This window comes from Micromonospora chokoriensis, assembly GCF_900091505.1.
Classification (GTDB): domain Bacteria; phylum Actinomycetota; class Actinomycetes; order Mycobacteriales; family Micromonosporaceae; genus Micromonospora; species Micromonospora chokoriensis.
The window spans coordinates 1,696,142-1,715,602 of sequence record NZ_LT607409.1 but is presented as its reverse complement, the minus strand read 5'-3'; the positions used below and the strand labels follow the sequence as shown (position 1 = coordinate 1,715,602).

16 protein-coding genes and 1 pseudogene are annotated in these 19,461 nt (G+C 71.3%); 5 read left to right on the top strand and 12 right to left on the bottom strand.

Annotated features, from left to right (window positions below; genetic code table 11):
- The first annotated feature begins 204 nt into the window (after positions 1–204).
- Positions 205–801, top strand: a complete 597-nt coding sequence (locus GA0070612_RS08065) for a helix-turn-helix domain-containing protein (protein ID WP_088987346.1) — start codon at positions 205–207, stop codon at positions 799–801.
- Positions 802–1,433: 632 nt separating this feature from the next.
- Here GA0070612_RS08065 and GA0070612_RS32440 read toward each other — a convergent pair.
- On the bottom strand, positions 1,434–1,589 hold the full coding sequence (locus tag GA0070612_RS32440; protein ID WP_231924504.1) for a hypothetical protein: 156 nt from the start codon (positions 1,587–1,589) through the stop codon (positions 1,434–1,436).
- Between the two features lie 155 nt (positions 1,590–1,744).
- Here GA0070612_RS32440 and GA0070612_RS32435 point away from each other — a divergent pair, with 155 nt between their 5' ends.
- Positions 1,745–2,302 (top strand): endonuclease domain-containing protein, encoded by a 558-nt coding sequence (locus GA0070612_RS32435; RefSeq protein WP_231924503.1) that lies wholly within the window; start codon positions 1,745–1,747, stop codon positions 2,300–2,302.
- Positions 2,303–2,495: 193 nt separating this feature from the next.
- Here the strand turns inward: GA0070612_RS32435 and GA0070612_RS08055 are convergent, their stop codons facing one another.
- The 3 genes from GA0070612_RS08055 to GA0070612_RS08045 all read right to left on the bottom strand — a co-directional run bounded on the left by GA0070612_RS08055 (position 2,496) and on the right by GA0070612_RS08045 (position 6,036).
- Positions 2,496–4,187 carry a S8 family serine peptidase gene (locus tag GA0070612_RS08055; RefSeq protein ID WP_167393608.1) on the bottom strand — a complete coding sequence of 564 codons (1,692 nt, stop codon included), beginning with the start codon at positions 4,185–4,187 and terminating at the stop codon, positions 2,496–2,498.
- 97 nt (positions 4,188–4,284) lie between these two features.
- On the bottom strand, positions 4,285–4,983 hold the full coding sequence (locus GA0070612_RS08050) for an HAD family hydrolase (protein WP_088991348.1): 699 nt from the start codon (positions 4,981–4,983) through the stop codon (positions 4,285–4,287).
- Positions 4,984–5,070: 87 nt separating this feature from the next.
- On the bottom strand, positions 5,071–6,036 hold the full coding sequence (locus tag GA0070612_RS08045; RefSeq protein WP_088987343.1) for an EamA family transporter: 966 nt from the start codon (positions 6,034–6,036) through the stop codon (positions 5,071–5,073).
- An 86-nt stretch (positions 6,037–6,122) separates the two neighbouring features.
- Between GA0070612_RS08045 and GA0070612_RS08040 the strand changes: the two genes are divergently transcribed.
- Positions 6,123–6,668: a CGNR zinc finger domain-containing protein gene (locus tag GA0070612_RS08040; RefSeq protein ID WP_088987342.1), complete on the top strand. Its 546-nt coding sequence runs from the start codon at positions 6,123–6,125 to the stop codon at positions 6,666–6,668.
- Here the strand turns inward: GA0070612_RS08040 and GA0070612_RS08035 are convergent.
- The 8 genes and pseudogenes from GA0070612_RS08035 to GA0070612_RS08000 form a co-directional block, all read right to left on the bottom strand.
- On the bottom strand, positions 6,635–7,147 hold the full coding sequence (locus tag GA0070612_RS08035; protein ID WP_231924605.1) for a GNAT family N-acetyltransferase: 513 nt from the start codon (positions 7,145–7,147) through the stop codon (positions 6,635–6,637). The genes GA0070612_RS08040 and GA0070612_RS08035 overlap by 34 nt on opposite strands.
- A gap of 129 nt (positions 7,148–7,276) precedes the next feature.
- A complete protein-coding gene (locus GA0070612_RS08030; RefSeq protein ID WP_231924604.1) occupies positions 7,277–7,405 on the bottom strand; it encodes a DUF397 domain-containing protein in 129 nt (42 codons plus the stop codon).
- Between the two features lie 44 nt (positions 7,406–7,449).
- A pseudogene (locus GA0070612_RS08025) lies at positions 7,450–8,263 on the bottom strand (helix-turn-helix domain-containing protein).
- Positions 8,264–8,871: 608 nt separating this feature from the next.
- The gene (locus tag GA0070612_RS08020) at positions 8,872–10,281 is read right to left on the bottom strand and encodes a class II fumarate hydratase (RefSeq protein ID WP_197699333.1); all 1,410 of its coding nucleotides are present in this window, start codon (positions 10,279–10,281) and stop codon (positions 8,872–8,874) included.
- Between the two features lie 35 nt (positions 10,282–10,316).
- Entirely contained in the window at positions 10,317–13,295 is a 2,979-nt protein-coding gene (locus GA0070612_RS08015; RefSeq protein ID WP_088987338.1) for an AfsR/SARP family transcriptional regulator, read from the bottom strand.
- 257 nt (positions 13,296–13,552) lie between these two features.
- Positions 13,553–15,220 (bottom strand): fumarate hydratase, encoded by a 1,668-nt coding sequence (locus GA0070612_RS08010; RefSeq protein ID WP_088987337.1) that lies wholly within the window; start codon positions 15,218–15,220, stop codon positions 13,553–13,555.
- A gap of 124 nt (positions 15,221–15,344) precedes the next feature.
- Entirely contained in the window at positions 15,345–16,748 is a 1,404-nt protein-coding gene (locus GA0070612_RS08005; protein WP_088991347.1) for an outer membrane protein assembly factor BamB family protein, read from the bottom strand.
- A gap of 119 nt (positions 16,749–16,867) precedes the next feature.
- Complete coding sequence (locus GA0070612_RS08000; RefSeq protein WP_088987336.1) at positions 16,868–17,371, bottom strand: Lrp/AsnC family transcriptional regulator; 504 nt, start codon at positions 17,369–17,371, stop codon at positions 16,868–16,870.
- Between the two features lie 139 nt (positions 17,372–17,510).
- Here GA0070612_RS08000 and hppD point away from each other — a divergent pair, with 139 nt between their 5' ends.
- Positions 17,511–18,716 carry a 4-hydroxyphenylpyruvate dioxygenase gene (gene hppD / locus GA0070612_RS07995; RefSeq protein WP_088987335.1) on the top strand — a complete coding sequence of 402 codons (1,206 nt, stop codon included), beginning with the start codon at positions 17,511–17,513 and terminating at the stop codon, positions 18,714–18,716.
- 11 nt (positions 18,717–18,727) lie between these two features.
- Complete coding sequence (locus GA0070612_RS07990) at positions 18,728–19,438, top strand: RDD family protein (protein ID WP_088987334.1); 711 nt, start codon at positions 18,728–18,730, stop codon at positions 19,436–19,438.
- The last annotated feature ends 23 nt before the right edge of the window (positions 19,439–19,461 follow it).

The window sequence follows — 19,461 nt, the reverse complement described above, 5'->3', positions numbered from 1 at the left end:
CGGGCCGACGGTTCTGCTGAGCGGGCACGTGGCCCGGCGGGGCGGGCCGACGGTTCTGCTGAGCGGGCAGGTGGCCCGGCGGGGCGGGCCGACACCGGCGCGGGGCGGGCCGACACCGGCGCGGGACAGGCCGACACCGGTGCGGGACAGGCCGGCGGCGTCACGGGGCGGGTCGGGGAGGCGTCGCAGACCCTCGACCGGGGGTTGCGGTTGCTGCACCTGGTCGCGGACGTCCCGGGCGGTCTGACCGTCACCGAGGCCGCGCACCAACTCGGCATCGGCCGCGCGGCCGTCTATCGACTGGTCAGTCCGCTGATCGGGCACGGCATGCTGCGGCGGGACAGCGACGGCCGACTGCGCCTCGGCGCCGGGCTGCTGCACCTGGCCCGACGCGCTCAGCCGCTGCTCGCCGAGGGCGCGCTGCCCGCACTACGACGTCTCGCCGAGCAGGCCGGCGCGACCGCGCACCTGACAGTGGTCGAGGCCGGCGACGGCGTTGCGCTGGCCGTGGTCGAGCCGAGCTGGACGTCGTTCCACGTCGCGTACCGGGCCGGGGCACGGCATCCGCTGGACCGGGGGGCGGCGGGAAGGGCCATCCTGGCCGGTCGAACCGGGCTGGCGGAGCCGGTGAGCAGCAGCGGAGAGTTGCAGGCCGGGGCGTACGGGGTGGCCGCACCGGTGCTGGGTGTGCCCGGGCTGGAGGCCAGCGTCGGGGTGGTCGCGCTCGCCCCGCTGGACGTCGACACGATCGGCCCCCAGGTGCGGGCCGCCGCGGAAGCCATCGCCAACGCCCTGAGCTGACCCATTCGCTGTCCGCCCGCTCTCCACTCAACCGCCCGCCGCCCCAACACGCGCTTGATCGACTCGTGTTCTTGAATGACGGGGTATCGCACTGCCAGTGATGGCCCGACTTTCAGTAACGCGAGTGGATCGCCCCCCGATGACCGGCCTCTTCCGCCCACAACGCCGGGCGGGTCATACCACGATCAGTGTGCGGAGTCCCGGTCGTCCACAGGCTCGGCCGGTCGTCCCGGGTCGGGTTGTCCACAGGGGTTCCGGTGGTCGGTCGGCGGTCGGCAGGCTGCTCCGCATGCCACCTCGTCCGCACCGCCCCGATGCTCTGACCTGGCAGGTTTTCCGTGGCTCCAACGCCGTTCGGGAGGGCCTGCTCACCGAGCACCAGCTACGCAGCGCCGCCTGGGTGCGGCTGCGCCACGACATCTACGCCGACGCACGGCTCGACCGGGACCACACCCTGGCCTGTCGCGCCGCGCTCCTCCGACTTCCGCCCGGGGTGACCGTCGGTGGCCCATCGGCCGCGTACCTGCTCGGTGTCGAACACGCCGCGGCCTTCACCGACGACGTACACGTCCTCGTGCCGCGATCGCCTCGGATCGGGCCACAGCGCGGCCTCCGCGTGCACGTCAACGCCATCACCCCACTGCCCGACAGCGGGGCACCGGAGCGAGCCGGGCAGTCACCGTCCCTCCGCCGTCCACCCGGCCCTGGGCGTCCGACAGGCCCTGGGCGTCCACCGGGCGCAGGCCGACCACCCGGCGCAGGCCGACCACCCGGCGCAGGCCGGCCACCGGGCGGCATGACGACCAGACCTGGCAGCACGACCGCCACCAGACCTGACGGCACGACCGCCAGGCCAGGAGACACGGCGACCAGTCCCAATGCGTTGACGGTCGGACCAGAGGCCAGGACATTCCGACCGGGCGACAGTCGGACGACTGCCTTGATGCCCGGTTTCAGTTGTCACCCGGGTGGCCTGATCCCCCGTTCCGACCCCGAGCGGGCAGCCTGGGAAACGGCCGTCTGGCTTGACCCGCTCCGCGCTGTCGCCATCATCGACTCGCTGCTCGGTCAGGGGTTGACCGATCGCGGCGCGCTGGCCGCCATGGCCGACCACAACGCCGACCGGCCGGGTGGGCGGCGGGCGCGGTGGCTCTTCGACCTGGCCGACGGCGGAGCCCAGTCTCCGCCGGAGTCGCACCTGCGCGTGCGTCTCATACTCGGCGGGCTGCCGCGCCCGGTCGTCCAGCATCCGATACGCCTGCCCACCGGGGTGGTCCTGCATCCCGATCTGGCGTGGCCGGAATATCGGGTGGCGGTCGAGTACGACGGGCAGTGGCACTCCGACGCAGACCAGCTGCACCGCGATCGCCGCCGACTGAACCTCCTGGTCGGCGCGGGTTGGCTGGTGTTGCACGTGACGAGTCGACGACTGCACGGCGAGTTCCCAGCGGTGCTCCGTGAGGTACGTGCCGCGCTGGCCAGCCGAGGTTGGCGACGGTGATCACTCCGGCCGCCTTGATCGACTCGAATTCCCTGCAAGCGCGGTGTCAACCGGCCTTCGATAGCGCGATTTCCAAGAACGCGAGTGGATCAAACCCAGGCCGGCGAGCGGCCCGCACGGAAGGGCCGGCGAGCGACCCGATACGCCGGCGGGCCCGGTCGACCCCTGTCGACCGGGCCCGCCGGGTGGTGCCTTACGGGCGGGCGTTCGGCTTGAGCGGGGTCTTCACCGCCGCGTAGGCGTCGACGATCCCGTAGCCGTAGAAGCCGTTGAAGTTGACCCCACCGGCGCAGTACGCGTCGTAGGTCTCGTCCCGGCCCTCGTTGCGGTACTGCTGCAACCGCGGCTCCGGGCAGGCGTGCTCGGCGGCCGTGCGGTAAAGGTGCTGCTCGACCAGGTCCGGCGACATGCCGAAGCCGGACCGGCCCTGCGCCTTGCCGTACCGGCTGACGATCAGCGCGGCGACACCGGCGGCGTGCGGGGACGCCATCGAGGTGCCCTGGAGGTAGGTGTAGTAGCCGCACTCACCGTTGGCCTTGCACTGCTTGAAGACCGACTCCTCGAAACCGGCGACAATGTTGCCGTCGGCGTCGACCGAGCCCTCCTCCTGGAGCACGTGCTTCGGGTACGCGGACAGGATCATGTTGGCGTCGGTCCGGAACGTGTCGGTGCCGAAGCCGTCCCGGAACCAACCACCCGGGGCCGCCACCGAGATCTGCTCGGTGCCGTAGTTGGAGAAGTCCGACTTCTTGCCGGACGGGCCGACCGACGACACACCGATGACGTGCGGGCCTTCGGTGGGCAGGTCCCAGCAGCTCTCGTTGTCGATCGGTCGCGGGTACGGGTCGGCGCCGTAGTCCGGGCTGGTGGTGTCGGTGCGCGGCGCGCCCAGGTCTTCGTTGTTGTTGCCGAGCGCACCGACCAGGGTGACGCCCTTGTTGTGGGCGAAGACCAACGCCCGCTTCATCGCCTTGATGATGGCGCGCTGTTCGGCCTGGTCCTCGGGCGTGTCGGCCGGGTTGGCGGTGCAGTTGTAGAGCCACGGGTCGACGTAGAACGACATGTTGACCACGTCGATGCCGGACCGGCCGGCGTGTAGGAGGGCGTTGACCACCGGCTCGAGGAAGAAGTAGCCGGAGTCCTGGCCACCCTTGAGTTCGACGAGCGAGACGTTCGGGGCGACACCGGAGAGGCCGAAGCCGTTGGCGGCGGCACCGATGGTGCCGGCCACGTGGGTGCCGTGCCCACCGTCGTCGGTGCCCACCGGGTCGAGGCAGCTCGGCACCTCGCAGGGGCCGTCCACATCGGTCAGGTCGGGGGCGAAGTTGCGCGACAGCGCCCAGTTGAAGTTGGGCGCGATGTCCGGGTTGCTGGCGTCGACGCCGGTGTCGAGCACGCCGACGGTCACCCGACGGTCACCCGGCTCGATCTTGCGGGCCTTGTCGGCCCGGAGCATCGTCAGGCCCCAGAGCTTGTCGTCGAGCGGGTCGAGTTTGGCGCCCTTGCGGGCGGCGGCACCAGCGGCAGCAGCACGGGTGGCTGCGGTCAGGTGCTCCTGCTCGACCCGGTCCAGCTTGGGCTTGCGGCCGATGGCCTTCTGCTCGGCGGCGCCGATCAGCGTCGCAGCGGCGGTCGCCCTGGCCGCGAAGTCGGCCCGGTCGCTGGTGACCTGGTACATGCCGACCTCGTCGGACCGGGACACCACGGTGCCACCGGCCGCCCGGATCGCGGCTACCGCCGTCTCGGCCGCGACGCCGTCCTCGGCGACGACGGTGAAGGTGCGGGAGGTGCTCGGCGCGGCGCTGGCCGGTACACCCAGCCCCGCAGCCGTCAGTGCCAACACTGCCGCTGTCGCGACAGCACCGGCGGTGAAGCGCTTGCTCACCACATCGGATCCTCTCGTTGAGGGACGTGGCAGCCATCACACAACACCCGGCAGATTTACGCCAGCTGAACGTCCGTTATGGCGGCGAATCTCTGCTTCACCTGACCGGCTCGGCTCCGGGCGCGAGCGATGCCAGCGCCTTCGACAGGTCCGCCACGGTGGACACCTCGGCATCGGGCGTGTGACCGGGCGGGCGGGGCAGGCCGGCGCGGTTCAGCCACACCGAGCGGAGGCCGGCGTGCCGGGGCGCCACCACGTCGTGCTCCCACGAGTCACCGACGTACACGATCTGTTCGGCCGGCACCCCCGCCGCGCTGACGACCGCGTCGTAGAACTCGGGGGCGGGCTTCTTGGGCAGGCCGTTCTCGTGCGCGTACACCTCGAAGGCGAACTCCCCGGCGAGCCCGCACCGTTCGGCGCGGCTGTTGCCGTTGGTGGCGAAACCCAGCGTGTAGCTGCGGCGGAGCGTGGCCAGCGCCGCCGGCACGTCTGGGAACGGTCGGGTGAGGGCGAACCGGCGGGCGAAGAAGAGGGCCGCGAACTCGTCCAGGTGGTCGCCCAGCTCGGCGCGGGCCAGCGACCGGGCCAGCGCGGCGCGGCGGATCTCCATCACCGGGGCGGCTGCCAGCTCGCCGAAGACCGCGCCCCAGTCCGACTCCAGCTCGTCGAGCGTCACCTCGGTCGCCGCCGGGGTGCGCCGTCGCATCTCGTCGAGGACGGCGACCAACCCGCCGGTCACCGCCGGCCGCAGGTCGAGCAGGGTTTCATCGGCGTCGAACACCACGGCGGTCAGCACGACGCCCACTGTCTCACCGACCGAGAGCGCCGGCACGCGCACCAGCGCGCCGGCGGCAGGCACCGAGTTGCCCGGGACCCGGCACGCCTACCGGCCATCGAGTGCCAGGGCCGGCTCGGGCGAGACCGGCATCGGCTCCGAAGGCGACCCGCGCAGCTCGTCGAGGCGTACCAGCGCGACGCCGGCGACGATCAACGCGCCGCCGAAGAGTTGCCAGCCGGTGGGCAGCTCGTTCAGGAAGAGCCAGGCGATCAACACCGCGAACAGCACCTCGGTCAGCCCGACGAACGACGACAGCCGGGGGCCGAGGATGCGGGTGCCGGCGATCCCGGCCAGGTACGCGATGACGGCGGCCACCAGCGACAGCCCGGCGATGGGCAGCAGCCAACTGGTGGTCTGTCCGGCGAAGGTGACGTCGCCGAAGGTGGCGTGCAGGGGCAGCAGACCGGTCAGCCCGACGAGGAGCAGCACGCCGGCACCGACCGCCATTCCGCCGCTGGCCATGGCGACCGAGGGCAGCCGGGGGTCGACCCGACCGGCGAGCACGAAGTAGCCGGCCAGGCCGAACGCCGCGCCCAGCCCCCAGAGCACACCCACCGGGTGGAAGTCGGCGGTGCCGGCGAGGTCGAGGACGAACGCCAGCCCGACCAGGGCGGCCACCGACCCGGCTACGGTGAGCCGGCGGGGTCGCTGCCCGTGTCGCAGCCACATCCAGCCCACGACGAGGATGATGCCCAGGTATTCGAGCAGCAGCGCGACACCGACGGGCAGGTAGCGCACGGCGTTGAAGAAACAGACCTGGGCCAGGGCCACCCCGAGGAGCCCGAACATCCCGATCGACGTGGCGTTGCCGCGCAGCACTGACCACCTGCCCCGCAGTGACAACAGGGCGGGGATCGCCAGCACGAGGGCGGCCACGCCGACCCGGGCGATCACCGCCGACTCGGCCGACCAGCCGGCCTCGATGAGGGATCGCGCGAAGGTGCCGGAGGTGGCGAAGGTGACCGCGGAGAGCAGCGCCAACGCGGCGCCGGCAGCAGGTCGTGAGTGCATGTCGCGCTCCTCGGGGACGGCACCGTGTCATGAGCAAACTATCCTTGTACTGATGACGCTAAGCGTCCGCCCTGACAGGAGTCAAGATGCTATTCGCTCATGACACCGAGTGTTCGCTGATCGCCACCGCCGCACTGGTCAACACCGCGGGCCGCGACGGAGAGCTGTTGCCCGACGTCGCCGCGCTCGACGCGTTCTTCGTCCGCCACTCCTACAGCGGCCGGCACGAGCACACCGACGCCGAGTTGCGCGCCGTGAAGGACCTGCGACCCCAACTCCGTCGCATCTGGCACGCCGAACCGCCCGAGATCGTCGCGCTGGTCAACGGTCTGCTGCTGGAACACAAGGCGTTGCCCCAGCTCATCGAGCACGACGACGAGCCGTACCACCTGCACGCCGTGCCCCGCGACGCGCCGCTCGCGACCCGGATCGCGGTGGAGGCGGCGATGGCCATGGCGGATCTGGTCCGTGCCCGCGAGCTGAGCCGGCTGCGCATCTGCGAATACCCGGACTGCGACAACGTCGTCGTCGACCTGTCCCGCAACCGGTCGCGGCGGTTCTGCGAGGCCGGCTGCGGCAACCGCGCCGCCGTGACGGCCTACCGCGCCCGCCGAGCCGCCGGCCGCTCCTGAACCACCTCGTACTCCACCTCGCCGTGCTCCGTGCCCGGAATCGGGTCGTCCCACTGCTGGTGGAACGTGCGCACGTGACGCAGCCCCGCCTTCGTCATCACCCGCCGGGAGCGTTCGTTGACCGCCATCGTCTCGGCCCAGACCCGACGCACCCCGACGGTGTCGAACGCGTGCCGGACCAGCGCCCGCGACCCCTCGGTGGCCAGCCCTCGCCCCCACGCCGAGCGGCGCAGCCGGTAACCCAACTCGGCCTCGCCGCCGTCCGCCGACGGGTCGAGCGCGAACCAACCCAGGAATTCGCCCGACTCCCGATCGAGCGCCGCCCAGCGGCCCAACCCGGGATGCCGCCCGTACTGGCCCAGCAACCTCGGCAACTGCTCGTCCCGGACCGTCGCCAGCGACGTGGGCACCCCACCGCTGAGGAACCGCATCACCTCGGGGTCGCTGTCCAACTCGACCAACGCGTCCACGTCGTCCATGGTCAGCCGTCGAAACCGCAGCCGCTCGGTCCCCGCTGGGACCACCAGGTCACCGTCATCCACGACCGGATCATCCCGCCGCGTCACCCCACCGTCGAGCCGTTTACCGCCGCGCGCCAGGCAGTCGCGTCAGCGCGGGGGCGCGACCACAAAGAGCCGCCAGGAGTACGCGTCGACAACGAGCACGGGCCCGTCCGGGTCCTTGCTGTCTCGCACCCCGACCACGCCCCCAACGTTCGTGGCCACCTCGACGCACATGTTGTCCTGATTGCTGCGGCTACTCTTGCGCCAGTCAGCGCCGGTCAACTCCACGACTCGGCCACCTCGTTCAGCAACTCGATGGACGCCTGCGGGGGCAGGGCTTCGCCCAAGGTGGCCTCCCAGACCCGTTGCAACCGCAGTAGATCCCGTGGCTGGTCCAACTCCTGGCCACGAACCTGGCACTCCAGATAGGCCAGCTCCGTGCCGTCGGGCAGGGGTGGCCAGCGAGAACTGCCCACCGAGCCCGGGATATTCCTCGGCGGAGCGCGGCACCACGTGCAGCCGAACCCGGGGATGCCCAGTGCCGATCTTCGCCAGGTGCAGTGCCTGATCGCGCATCACCTTCCGCCCGCCCACCCGTCGGCGCAGCACCGCCTCGTCCAGCACCGCAACGATGTGCGGCGACCGTTCGCTGTAGGGCACCTGCTGGCGGTCCATCCGGTCGGCCAGTCGCCGGTCGACCTCCTCCGACTCCAGCAGGCCACCCGCCTCGAAGACCGCCCGCGCGTAGGCCTCGGTCTGGAAGAGCCCGGGCACGTAGCGGTGCTCATACCACCGGATCGTGCGCGACTGCTCAAGGATCGCCTGCCAGCCCCGCAGCCAGGGCTGTGCCCGATCGAGGCTGACCAACTCGGTCGACATGCGGCCAAAGAGGCCGCCGGTGTCCAGGGCCCGGTCGACGAGTTCCAGGTACTTCGCTGTGGGCGGTTGTTGACCCAACTCGACGGCGCTGACCATCGACGCCGAGTAGTTGACCGCCTTCGCCAACTCGTCCTGACTCCAGCCCTGCCGGGCCCGAGCCCGGCGCAACTCAGCGATCAGGAACGCCGCCGCCGTCATCTGCCCATCGGCCATGCCAGCCGCCCTCCACCCCGCCGACGATCGATTCCAGCCGGTCGCCAACGGCGTCACCACCGAATGCAGGGCGGCGGTGACGAGGCGACCAAACCCTTCCGACCGTAGTCGTCCGATCACCAGACTGTGAAGCGCGACGCCGCTCCCCGTCCCCCGGGCCCGGCGGCGTCGCACGGGACCGCCCGCTCCCCCGCGCCGGGCGGTCCCACCCCACCGATCACGCCGCGTTCTTCGAGATCTTGGACAGTTTCCGTTAACTGCTGACGGAAACTGTCCAAGATTTCGGCAGTTGGGGCAGCGGGTGGTCAAGAAGGGGAGAAGGGTGACGGAGTTGGGGCGCTCGGGGCGACGGGGCGGACGGCGGGGGTGATGCCACAAACGATTCAGCTCGAAAGGACGGCAACACCATGTCCCGGCCCACCCTGGACGACCGAGCGCCGACGCCCCGTCGACCGCACCTGCCGCTGCGCCCGCTCTGGCTCTGCCGGTTCTGCACGACGCGGCGGAAGACCTGTACCGGCTCAACCCGGACGACGGCCCGGACCCGGCGGCGCTCTTCACCCGCTTTCTCGGTTGGGCGGCACCACGCGGTGTGCGCGCCGCGCAGGTCAGGGGTGGGTCATCCGGAGCAGGTCCAGCGTCTCGTCCAACTGGGTCTCGGTGAGCTTGCCCGAGTCGACGTGCCCCCGGGAGATCACCACCTCGCGGATCGAGGTCTGCTTGGCCAGCGCCTCCTTGGCGATCGACGCGGCCTCGTCGTACCCCAGGTAGCGGTTGAGCGGGGTGACGATCGACGGCGAGCCCTCGGCGTACGCCAGGCAGACCTCAGCGTCCGCGACCAGGCCGACCACCAGCCGGTCGGCGAAGAGCCGGCTCACCGCGGACAGCAACCGGATCGACTCCAACAGGTTGCGGCCCATCACGGGGAGCATCACGTTCAGCTCGAAGTCGCCCTGCGAGCCGGCGAAGCTCACCGTCGCGTCGTTGCCGATCACCTGGGCACAGACCTGCCGCATCGCCTCCGCGACGACCGGGTTGACCTTGCCGGGCATGATCGACGAACCCGGCTGGAGGTCGGGGATGCGCAGCTCACGGAGGCCGGCGCGAGGGCCGGAACCCATCCACCGGATGTCGTTGGCGATCTTGTAGAGGCCGACGGCCAGGGTTCGCAGCTGCCCCGAGGTCTCCACTAGGGCGTCGCGGGCGCCCTGCGCCTCGAAGTGGTTACGCGCCTCGGACAACGGCAACCCGGTCGACTCACGCAGTTTGCCGATCACCGCGGCGGCGAAGCCCAGCGGGGTGTTGATCCCGGTGCCCACGGCGGTGCCACCCAGGGGCAGCTCGGCCAGTCGGGGAAGCGAGCCCTCCAGCCGTTCGACGCCGTAGCGGACCTGGGCGGCGTACCCCCCGAACTCCTGGCCCAGCGTGACCGGCGTGGCGTCCATCAGGTGCGTGCGACCGGCCTTGACCACCGTCTCGAACTCCGCAGCCTTGGCCTCCAAGGCGGCGGCGAGGTGGTTCAGCGACGGCAGCAGGTCCTCCACGATGAACTGCGTGGCGGCCAGGTGGATCGAGGACGGGAAGACGTCGTTGCTGGACTGGGAGGCGTTGACGTGGTCGTTCGGGTGCACCGGCGAGCCCAGCTCACGGCTGGCCAGGGTGGCGATCACCTCGTTGGTGTTCATGTTCGACGACGTCCCCGAGCCGGTCTGGAACACGTCGACCGGGAACTGGTCGTCGTAGCCACCGTCCGCGACGTGCGCGGCGGCGGCGGTGATCGCGGCGGCCACGTTCGCGTCGATCACGCCGAGCTCACCGTTGACAGCGGCCGCCGCGCCCTTGATCTGCGCGAGGGCCTTGATCTGGGCCGGCTCGATGCCCCGGCCAGAGATCGGGAAGTTCTGCACCGCGCGCTGGGTCTGCGCCCGCCACAGCGCCTCGGCGGGCACCTCCACCTCGCCCATCGAGTCACGTTCGATGCGGTAACCGGTCGCCTCTGGAGTCGTCACGCGTACCATCCTGCCGCGCCCGTCGCCGAACCGCAGATGATCCGTCAGCCCAACTCGGCCAGCAGCCGTTCGGCCTCGTGCTGGTCCGGCGACTCGATCTGCCGGAACAGGGCCAGGGCCCGGCCCAGGTGCTCACGCGCGCCGGCCGGATCGGTCGACGCCAGGCAGCGCGCGACGCCCTCCAAGGCTCGGGCCCTCTCGTAACGCGTACTCAGCCTGGTGGTGTCGGCCAGGACGCGGCGGTAGAGGTCCAGCGCGCTGGTTGTGTCCCCCTGGTCCAGGATCGCTCGGGCCAGCAGATTGCGCGAGCCGCACTGGGCAGCGCGGTCCCCCACCTCGGTCATTGCCACGAGCGCCGCCCGGTGCAGATCGGCAGCGCATTCCGGGCGGCCGGCCTCCCGTTCCATCATCCCGATCTCGTTCAACACCTCGCCCTCACCGAACCGGGCGCCCACCTGACGCTTGACGCGTAACGCCACCCTCAGCAGCCGGCTCGCCGGGCCCACGTCGCCCATCCGGTGCCGGATCATCCCGAGGTGCCCGAGCGCGTTGCCGAGCCGGCGCAGGTCGCCGACCTCGCGGGCGATCCCCAGGTGTCGCCGGGCGGTGCGCAGCGCCTCGTCGGCTCGGCCCCACAGCAGCAGGGTCATCGTCAGGTTGTTGAGTTCGTTCGCCAGCGCGGACATGTCGCGCATCCGCGTCGCCAGCGCCCGGGCGGCGTCGTAACACTCCCGGGCCTTGCGGAACTGGAAGTTGACGGCGTACGAGGTGCCCAGGTTGCCCAGCGTGTTGCGGTACTCGCGGCGCAGGCCGAGCCTGCCGAAGATGTCGAGCGCCCGCTCCATCAACCGGACCGACTCCGGAAAATCCCCCAGCCGGTAGTAGGCCGAGGCGAGATAGTTGAGCATCGTCGCCACGGCGCTGTCGTCCCCCAGCTTCTCGGCGGCGCGCAGGCCAGCGGAGTGCGTCTCGATCAACTCGTCCAGGCGACCGCCCTCGAACTGGGCGTGCCAGCAGGCCCTCGCCAACTGCCAGCAGTAGCGGAGAAACCCCTCCGTCTCCGCCAGCCGGACCAGGGCGGTCCACAGGGCAAGGTTCTCGTCGAGCCAGGCGTGCCCCTGCTCGGCGACGACCGCGACCAGGTCGGGGCGGATCGGTGCCGCCGCCACGATCAGCGAATGGGCCGAGGAGGGCTCCCTCGTACGCGCGATCGTCGCGGCCACGTGCAGGTGGTGGTTGAGCAGGCGTTCGATGCCGTCCCGCCGCTCGACCGTCCGCTCCGGCTCGGCCACCAGGGTCCGCGCGTACTCGCGGACCAGGTCGTGCAGCCGGTACCGGCCGAGCTCCGCCTCCTCGACCAGGTGCGCGTCGACCAACTCGTCCAGCAGGTCCTGCGCATCGGTCAACGGCAACTCGGCGAGGACGGCGGCGACCGAGTTGTCGAACCGTACCCCCGGGTGCAGACCCAGCAGGCGGAACGCACGCTGCGCCGCCGGCGACACCTGGGCGTACGACAGGGCGAACGCGCGCCCCACAGACCGTTCGCCCGCTTCGAACTCGGCCAACGGATCACGTCGGGTGCTCAGCCGCTCGGCCAGGTCGGCGATGCGCCAACGGGGCCGGTGCGCCAGCCGGGCACCCGCCAGCCGAATGGCGAGTGGTAGGTGCCCGCAGCGGCGGACGACCTCGGCGGCCGCGTCCGGCTCGGCCGCCACCCGGCCCACACCGACCACGTGCCCCAGCAGCTCGACGGCCTCGTCGGTGTCGAGCACGGGCAGCGACGACGGCCGTCCCTCGTCCACACCGACCAGTCGGCGCCGGCTGGTGATCAGGATCAGGCACTGCGAGCCGTTGGGTAGCAGCGGGATCACCTGGTCGGCGGTCGCCGCGTTGTCCAGCAACAGCAACACACGGCGGCCCGCCAGCTCGCTGCGCCAGAGCGCCAACCGGTCGTCCTGGGCTGTCGGCATCCGCTCGGCGGGCACCCCGAGCTGCCGCAGCAGCGTCGCTACCGCGGCGCTCGGTGTCAACGGGGTTCGCTCGCTGTGCCCGTGCAGGTCGATGTAGAGCTGCGCGTCCGGATAGTCGGCGGCGAGGGCCGTGGCGACGTGTACCGCCAGAGTCGTCTTCCCGCTGCCGGCCATTCCGTCGATCAGCTGGATGCGCGCGCCGGCCTCCACGTCCTTGATCAGGCGGGTCAGGGTCTGTTGCCGGCCGGTGAAGTCGCCGATCGCCCTGGGCAGTGCGCGGACCGACGGGACCGGCCGAGTCTCCCGACCGGTCAGTGCCAGGTCACCGGCGAGCACCCGCTGGTGCAGCTCCTGCAACTCGGCGCCCGGTTCGATGCCCAGCTCGTCGGCGTAGAACCGCCGGCCCTCCCGGTAGACGGCGAGCGCGTCGGCCTGCCGTCCGACCGCCGACAGTGCCAGCATGAGCTGGCCTCGCAGGCGCTCCCGCAACGGATGCCGGTCGACGCACTCGGTCAACTCCTCGATCAGCTCGGTGGCCTGACCGAGGCGCAGCTCGACGTCGACGCACTCCTCCAACGCGGTGAGGCGCTGCTCGTCCAACGCCTGTGCGCGACGACGGACGCTGCTGCTCGGGATGCCGCCGAGCGCCGGCCCTCGCCACTGCGCCAGTGCGGCGCGGAACTCCGTACGCGCCTCGACCAGGCGACCGGCCGCGACGGAGGTGCGGGCCGCCTCGACGCCCCGGGCGAAGACCTCGGCGTCCAGGTCGTCCGGCGCGCTACGCACGCCGTACCCCGCCGGGTCGGTGATGATGAGGTCCGACGCCAGCCCCAGCTCGACGAACCGGCGGCGCAACCGTGAGACGCAGGTCTGCAACTGGGCCCGGGCGGTGGCCGGGGGATTGTCCTCCCAGACCGCGTCCACCAGATCATCGACGGGCACCAGCCGGCCGGAGCGCAGCAGCAGCATGGCGAGCACGATCCGGTCGCGACCCGCGGTGACAGTGGACTCGCCACCGCCGACCCGCAGGGGCCCCAGGATCCCGAACCGCATCTGCTCCCCCGCATCACCGCCGCAACCTCCAGCAGAGTAGTCCGGCGGTCACAGATCGCCGGAGTCAGGCGATAGTGATCTGAGAGCGGATCGACAGCGGTGCGCAGAAGACTCACCGTGAGTTGTCGGTGACGACATCCGACGGGGGCGGTGCGCCCGTCCCACCCCAGCGGGGTGGGCGTACCGATGTCGGTAGTGCACGGACGACAGAGGGGCGCCGGGCGAGTTCGCCCGGCGCCCCTTCGCGTCCGTGTCGGTCAGCGGCGGCCGATGGTGAGCACCGGCTTGGTGACCTCGGCGAAGAAGTCGTTGCCCTTGTCGTCGACCACGATGAAGGCCGGGAAGTCCTCCACCTCGATCTTCCAGACCGCCTCCATGCCCAGCTCCGCGTATTCGAGGACCTCGACGTGCTTGATGCAGTCCTGGGCGAGGCGGGCGGCGGGGCCACCGATCGAGCCGAGGTAGAACCCGCCGTGCTGCTGGCAGGAGCGGGTCACCTGACCGGAGCGGTTGCCCTTGGCCAGCATCACCTGGGAGCCACCGGCGGCCTGGAACTTCTCCACGTAGGCGTCCATCCGGCCGGCGGTGGTCGGGCCGAAGGAGCCGGAAGCGTACCCCTCGGGGGTCTTCGCCGGACCGGCGTAGTAGACCGCGTGGTCGCGCAGGTACTGCGGCATCGGCTCGCCGGCGTCCAACCGCTCCGCGATCTTGGCGTGGGCGATGTCGCGGGCCACCACGAGCGGGCCGGACAGTGACAGCCGGGTCTTCACCGGGTACTTGGACAGCTCGGCGCGGATCTCGTCCATCGGCCGGTTGAGATCGACCCGGACGACCATCTCGGCGTCCAGCGAGTCGTCGGTGACGTCGGGCAGGAACCGCGCCGGGTCGGTTTCGAGGCGCTCCAGCCACACACCCGACGGGGTGATCTTGGCGACCGCCTGCCGGTCCGCCGAACAGGAGACGGCGATCGCCACCGGGCAGGACGCGCCGTGCCGGGGCAGCCGGACCACCCGCACGTCGTGGCAGAAGTACCGGCCGCCGAACTGCGCGCCGATGCCGAAGTTGCGGGTCAGCTCCAGCACCTCCGCCTCCAGCTCCAGGTCACGGAAGCCGTGCGCGCTCATCGAGCCGGAGGTGGGCAGCGCGTCGAGGTACTTGGCGCTGGCGTACTTCGCGGTCTTCAGGGCGTACTCGGCGGAGGTGCCGCCGATGACGATGGCCAGGTGGTACGGCGGGCAGGCGGCGGTGCCGATCAGCCGCAGCTTCTCCTCCAGGAACTGCATCATCCGCGTCGGGTTGAGCAGTGCCTTGGTCTCCTGGTAGAGGTACGACTTGTTGGCCGAGCCGCCGCCCTTGGCCATGAACAGGAACTTGTACGCGTCCGGGTGCCCGTCCGGGTCCTCCGCGTACAGCTCCACCTGGGCCGGAAGGTTGCTGCCGGTGTTCCGCTCGTCCCACATCGTGAGCGGGGCGAGTTGGGAGTAGCGCAGGTTGAGCCTGGTGTACGCCTGGTAGACGCCCCGGGAGATGGCTTCGGCGTCGGCCCCGTCGGTCAGCACGTGCCGGCCACGTTTGCCCATCACGATCGCGGTGCCGGTGTCCTGGCACATCGGCAACACCCCACCGGCGGCGATGTTGGCGTTGCGGAGCAGGTCCAACGCGACGAACCGGTCGTTCGGCGAGGCCGCCGGGTCGTCGATGATCGCCCGGAGCTGGGCCAGGTGCGCGGGGCGCAGGAAGTGCGCGATGTCGTGCATCGCCTCGGCGGTCAGCGCGGTGAGCGCAGCCGGCTCCACGGTCAGGAACCGGCGGCCTCCCGGGCCGTGTACGACGTCCACACCCTCGTCGGTGACCAGGCGATAGTCCGTCTGGTCCGGGCCGGTCGGCAGCAGAGGGGCGTACGAGAATGCGGCGGCACTGCTCATGAGCGGCAAGCCTAGGGCAGACCGGTCGATCACTCCCACCCGCCGGGCGCGTCCTGGGACGCCGCTCTCATCCGCCGCGTGTCGGGCGCCCAGCCGTCGCGCCGAGGAGCAGGTGAATCCCCGCTCAGCCGTCCTTGCCCGGCTCCGGGCACAGCTCACCCTTCGGCCCGCAGTCGCCGTTGTTCGACCCGCCGGGCCCGGGGCCACCCGGGCGGGGGTTCCCACCGTCGCCGGGCGGGCGGGCGGGCGAACCCCCGGTCGCGCCGAACCGGACGTAGCCGATCTCCCGGCCCTCCCCGACGATCATGCCCTGCGAGCCGACCGCGAGGGCGTTCGCCGAGGTGCGCAGGGCGGCCAGTTCCCGGCCGCTGCGCGGGTCCACGGCGACCAGCCGGGACGGCTTCTCGTCGGCGACCACCGCCGCGTACGGGGTGAGCGCGGCACCGGCCTTGCCACCGGCGGGGCGCGTCCAGAGCACCTTGTCGGTGCCCAGCTCACGGGCGATCACCGAGCGTTTGTCGGCAGCCCGGAACACCGCCACGCGGTCGTCCACGGCGATCAACCTGGTGCCCGACTCACCGACCCAGAGCAGCCGCCCGTCGTACCCGTCGATGACCGCTTCGCGGCCGTCCGGGCCCACCCCGATCAGCACGTTCCGCGCGCCCTGCGGGTCCTCCCGCTGGACGCAGCCGGCGGAGTCGGCGGTCCGCAGGTTGACCCCGGCCCGCTGCCAGGCCTCCTGACCGGTCGCCGGATCCCGGGCGGAGATGGCGAAGTAGCAGGCGCCGTCCTGCGAGCGGGCCGCGATCCGCAGCATCCGGCCGCCGACCACCGACAGCCGCTCGTCGCGGGCGGGCTCGACGTTCTGCAACACCCGGCCGGTGGCGGTGTCGACCACGTGCACCCGTCCGTCCACCGGGAAGCCGAGCAGCGGCGGCGCGGCCTCCGCCCCGGCCACCCCGTCGTCGATTCGGGTGGAGGTGAGCCGGCGGGTGCCGCGCAGGCCGGGGTTGTCGGCGAGCAGGCCGCTGTGCACCCCGGGCAGGAACGCCGTCCAGAGTGGCGCGGTGCCGCGCGGGTCCCAGGCGCTCAGGGTGCAGTCGGTCGCGGCGGTGCAGCGGGCGTCGAGAAGCAGGTTGCGGTACGTCCACACGGCCACCGCGTCGTCGTCGCGTCGCCGGGTCGCGCCGGTGGCCGGATCGAGCAGCTCGTACCCCTTGACAAGCAGTTTGCCCACGGCGACGACGGCGTCCCGGTCACCGCCGGCCACCGCCGACCAGTCCGCCTTGCGTTCCCAGAGTTGGGTGCCGGTGGCCAGGCTGCGGGCCTCGACCCGGGTGCGCTGCTCGACCACGACGGCGTCGCCGGCGATCGTCACGCTGCGCGGAGTGCCGCCGACCCGTTGCTGCCACACCACGTCGGGCTCGGAGATGGGCTCGCTGCGGTCCACCCACTCCCACAGGCCGGGGAAGGGGTTCCACACGCCGGTCGCGGCGAGGGCGACGACCACGGCGACGCCGAGCAGCAGCCCGACGCGCACGCTCCCCTTCGCCACCCGCACACCGTAGCCACGATCGCGGATCTTCCGTACGCCCGCGCCGCCGTGTCGCCACGCTTTCTGGGCACACAGGTGTTAGGGCCTGTGTCCTAAAGCGGCCTTCCCTCGGCCCGAACGGCGCTGCGCACCAGCGGCAGCGTGCGGTAGGGGATCTGCTCGGCCAGCGCGATGATCGTCGACGCGCGGGTGATGCCGGCGGACGAGACGATCTGGTCGATGACCCGTTGCAGGTCGGTGTTGGAGCGGGCCACGATCCGGCAGAGCAGGTCGCTGGAGCCGGTGATGGTGTGCGCCTCCAGCACCTCGGGGATCGCGGCGAGGTGGGCGGTGACGGGGTCGTGGCCGTGCCGCTGGCTGATTTCGAGGGTGACGAAGCTGGTCACGCCGAACCCGATCGCGGCCGGTGCGATCTCGGGGCCGAACCCCTCGATGACCCGCCGCTCCACCAGTTTGTCCAGCCGGGCCTGCACGGTGCCGCGGGCCACCCCGAGCCGCCGGGAACACTCCAACACCCCGATCCGCGGCTCCTCGGCGAGCAGTTCGATCAAGCGCACGTCGAGCGCGTCGAGCTGTACATTCTGCTCACCATTCATGGGTGCAGACCATACCGAATGCGCAACCTGACCAGCATTTCCGTCGACAGTTGCCCACCTGATGCCGGGCCAGCGATCCTCGCCACAAGAACCGACAAGGGCGGCCCACGAGGCCGGCCGGTACGCGAGGGAGCCCACCATGACCCAGGCGATCGACCGACCCCAGTCGACCGAGGACGTCGACGTCGACCGGCTCGTCGGCGCTGTCGACCACGACATCAGCCACGACCCGTTCCCGGTCCGGGGTCTCGACCACGTGCACTTCCTGGTCGGCAACGCCAAGCAGGCCGCCCATTACTACTCCACCGCGTTCGGCATGACCTGCGTGGCGTACCGCGGCCCCGAGCAGGGCTACCGCGACCACGCCCAGTACGTGCTGACCAGCGGGTCGGCCCGCTTCGTGCTGACCGGCGCGGTGCGCCCGGACGCCGACGGCACCGAGCACGTGGCGAAGCACAGCGACGGGGTCAGCGACATCGCGCTGGAGGTCCCGGACGTGGACGCCGCGTACGCGCACGCCATCGCCCAGGGCGCTGCCAGCGTCGTCGAGCCCCACGAGGTGACCGACGAGCACGGCACGGTCCGGATGGCCGCCATCGCCGCGTACGGCGACACCCGGCACACCCTGGTCGACCGGTCCCGCTACACCGGGCCGTTCCTGCCCGGCTTCGTGGCCCGGGGCCCGATCGTGGACCGGCAGCCGATGATCGACGCCGGCATCCAGCCGAAGCGCTTCTTCCAGGCCGTCGACCACGTGGTCGGCAACGTGGAGCTGGGCCGGATGGACGAGTGGGTCGAGTTCTACAAGCGGGTGATGGGCTTCTCCAACATGGCGGAGTTCGTCGGCGACGACATCGCCACCGACTACTCGGCGCTGATGAGCAAGGTCGTCGCGAACGGCACCCGCAAGGTGAAGTTCCCGCTCAACGAGCCGGCGATCGCCCGCAAGAAGTCGCAGATCGACGAGTACCTGGAGTTTTATCGGGGCCCGGGCGCGCAGCACATCGCCGTCGCCACCAACGACATCCTGGCCAGCGTCGACGCGATGCGAGCGGCCGGCGTGGAGTTCCTGGACACCCCGGACTCGTACTACGACGACCCGGAGCTGCGCGAGCGCATCGGCAAGGTCCGGGTGCCGATCGAGGAGCTGAAGACCCGCAAGATCCTGGTCGACCGGGACGAGGACGGCTACCTGCTCCAGATCTTCACCAAGCCGGTGCAGGACCGCCCGACGGTCTTCTTCGAGCTGATCGAGCGGCACGGCTCGCTGGGCTTCGGCAAGGGCAACTTCAAGGCGCTGTTCCAGGCGATCGAGCGCGAGCAGGAAGCCCGCGGCAACCTGTAACACTTGCGAGCGTGACGCAGCCTCCGTCGTACCCGACGCCGCCGGCCGGTGGGCCCCAGCCCGCCGCCGGCGGCGTCGCGCCGCCGCCCGGACCACACCCCCAGGGGTACGCCGCGCCGCCGCAGTACGCCCCACCCGGGTACGCCCCACCGCAGTGGTACGCCGGGCCACCCGGCCCGCCTCCACCTCCGCCGCTGAGCCCGAGCGGTCAGCCGCTGGCCGGCTTCGGTGACCGGTTCCTGGCCTGGCTGATCGACACGGCGTTGGCGACTGCCGTCCTGTTGGTGCTGTACATGCCGGTCTTCGTCGTCCTCTGGTGGCGGATGTTCAGCGAGCTGAGCCGGACCAACCCGGACGACACCCTCATGGAGCCCGACCCGGGCACCTTCTTCGTCGAGTTCTTCCTGCCGCTCCTGCTGCTCCAGCTCGTGCTCTTCGTGCTGATGCTCGGGCTCTACTGGCTCTACCACGTGGAGTACCTCAAGCGCGGCGGCCAGACGCTCGGCAAGAAGCTCATGAAGCTGCGCGTGGTGCCGCTCGACCCGTCCCGGACGCTGGACCGGGGGATGGCCGGCCGGCGGTGGCTGGTGCAGTACCTGGCCGCGTCACTGGTTCCGGGGTTCAGCTACGCCGACGGTCTGTGGCAGCTCTGGGACAAGCCGTGGCAGCAGTGCCTCCACGACAAGTTCGCCGGAACCGTCGTCGTTAAGGTGTCCACGTGAGCGAGCGCAGCGAGCGAACCAGC

Bases quoted from the DNA above. Each gene is read 5' to 3' on its own strand.
- GA0070612_RS08030 (WP_231924604.1), bottom strand. From the start codon at position 7,405: ATGTGCGTCGAGGTGGCCACGAACGTTGGGGGCGTGGTCGGGGTGCGA.
- GA0070612_RS08040 (WP_088987342.1), top strand. From the start codon at position 6,123: ATGCTATTCGCTCATGACACCGAGTGTTCGCTGATCGCCACCGCCGCA.
- GA0070612_RS08010 (WP_088987337.1), bottom strand. From the start codon at position 15,220: ATGAGCAGTGCCGCCGCATTCTCGTACGCCCCTCTGCTGCCGACCGGC.
- hppD (WP_088987335.1), top strand. From the start codon at position 17,511: ATGACCCAGGCGATCGACCGACCCCAGTCGACCGAGGACGTCGACGTC.
- GA0070612_RS08045 (WP_088987343.1), bottom strand. From the start codon at position 6,036: ATGCACTCACGACCTGCTGCCGGCGCCGCGTTGGCGCTGCTCTCCGCG.
- GA0070612_RS08000 (WP_088987336.1), bottom strand. From the start codon at position 17,371: ATGAATGGTGAGCAGAATGTACAGCTCGACGCGCTCGACGTGCGCTTG.
- GA0070612_RS08020 (WP_197699333.1), bottom strand. From the start codon at position 10,281: ATGGTACGCGTGACGACTCCAGAGGCGACCGGTTACCGCATCGAACGT.
- GA0070612_RS08035 (WP_231924605.1), bottom strand. From the start codon at position 7,147: ATGGACGACGTGGACGCGTTGGTCGAGTTGGACAGCGACCCCGAGGTG.
- GA0070612_RS08015 (WP_088987338.1), bottom strand. From the start codon at position 13,295: ATGCGGTTCGGGATCCTGGGGCCCCTGCGGGTCGGCGGTGGCGAGTCC.
- GA0070612_RS32435 (WP_231924503.1), top strand. From the start codon at position 1,745: ATGCCCGGTTTCAGTTGTCACCCGGGTGGCCTGATCCCCCGTTCCGAC.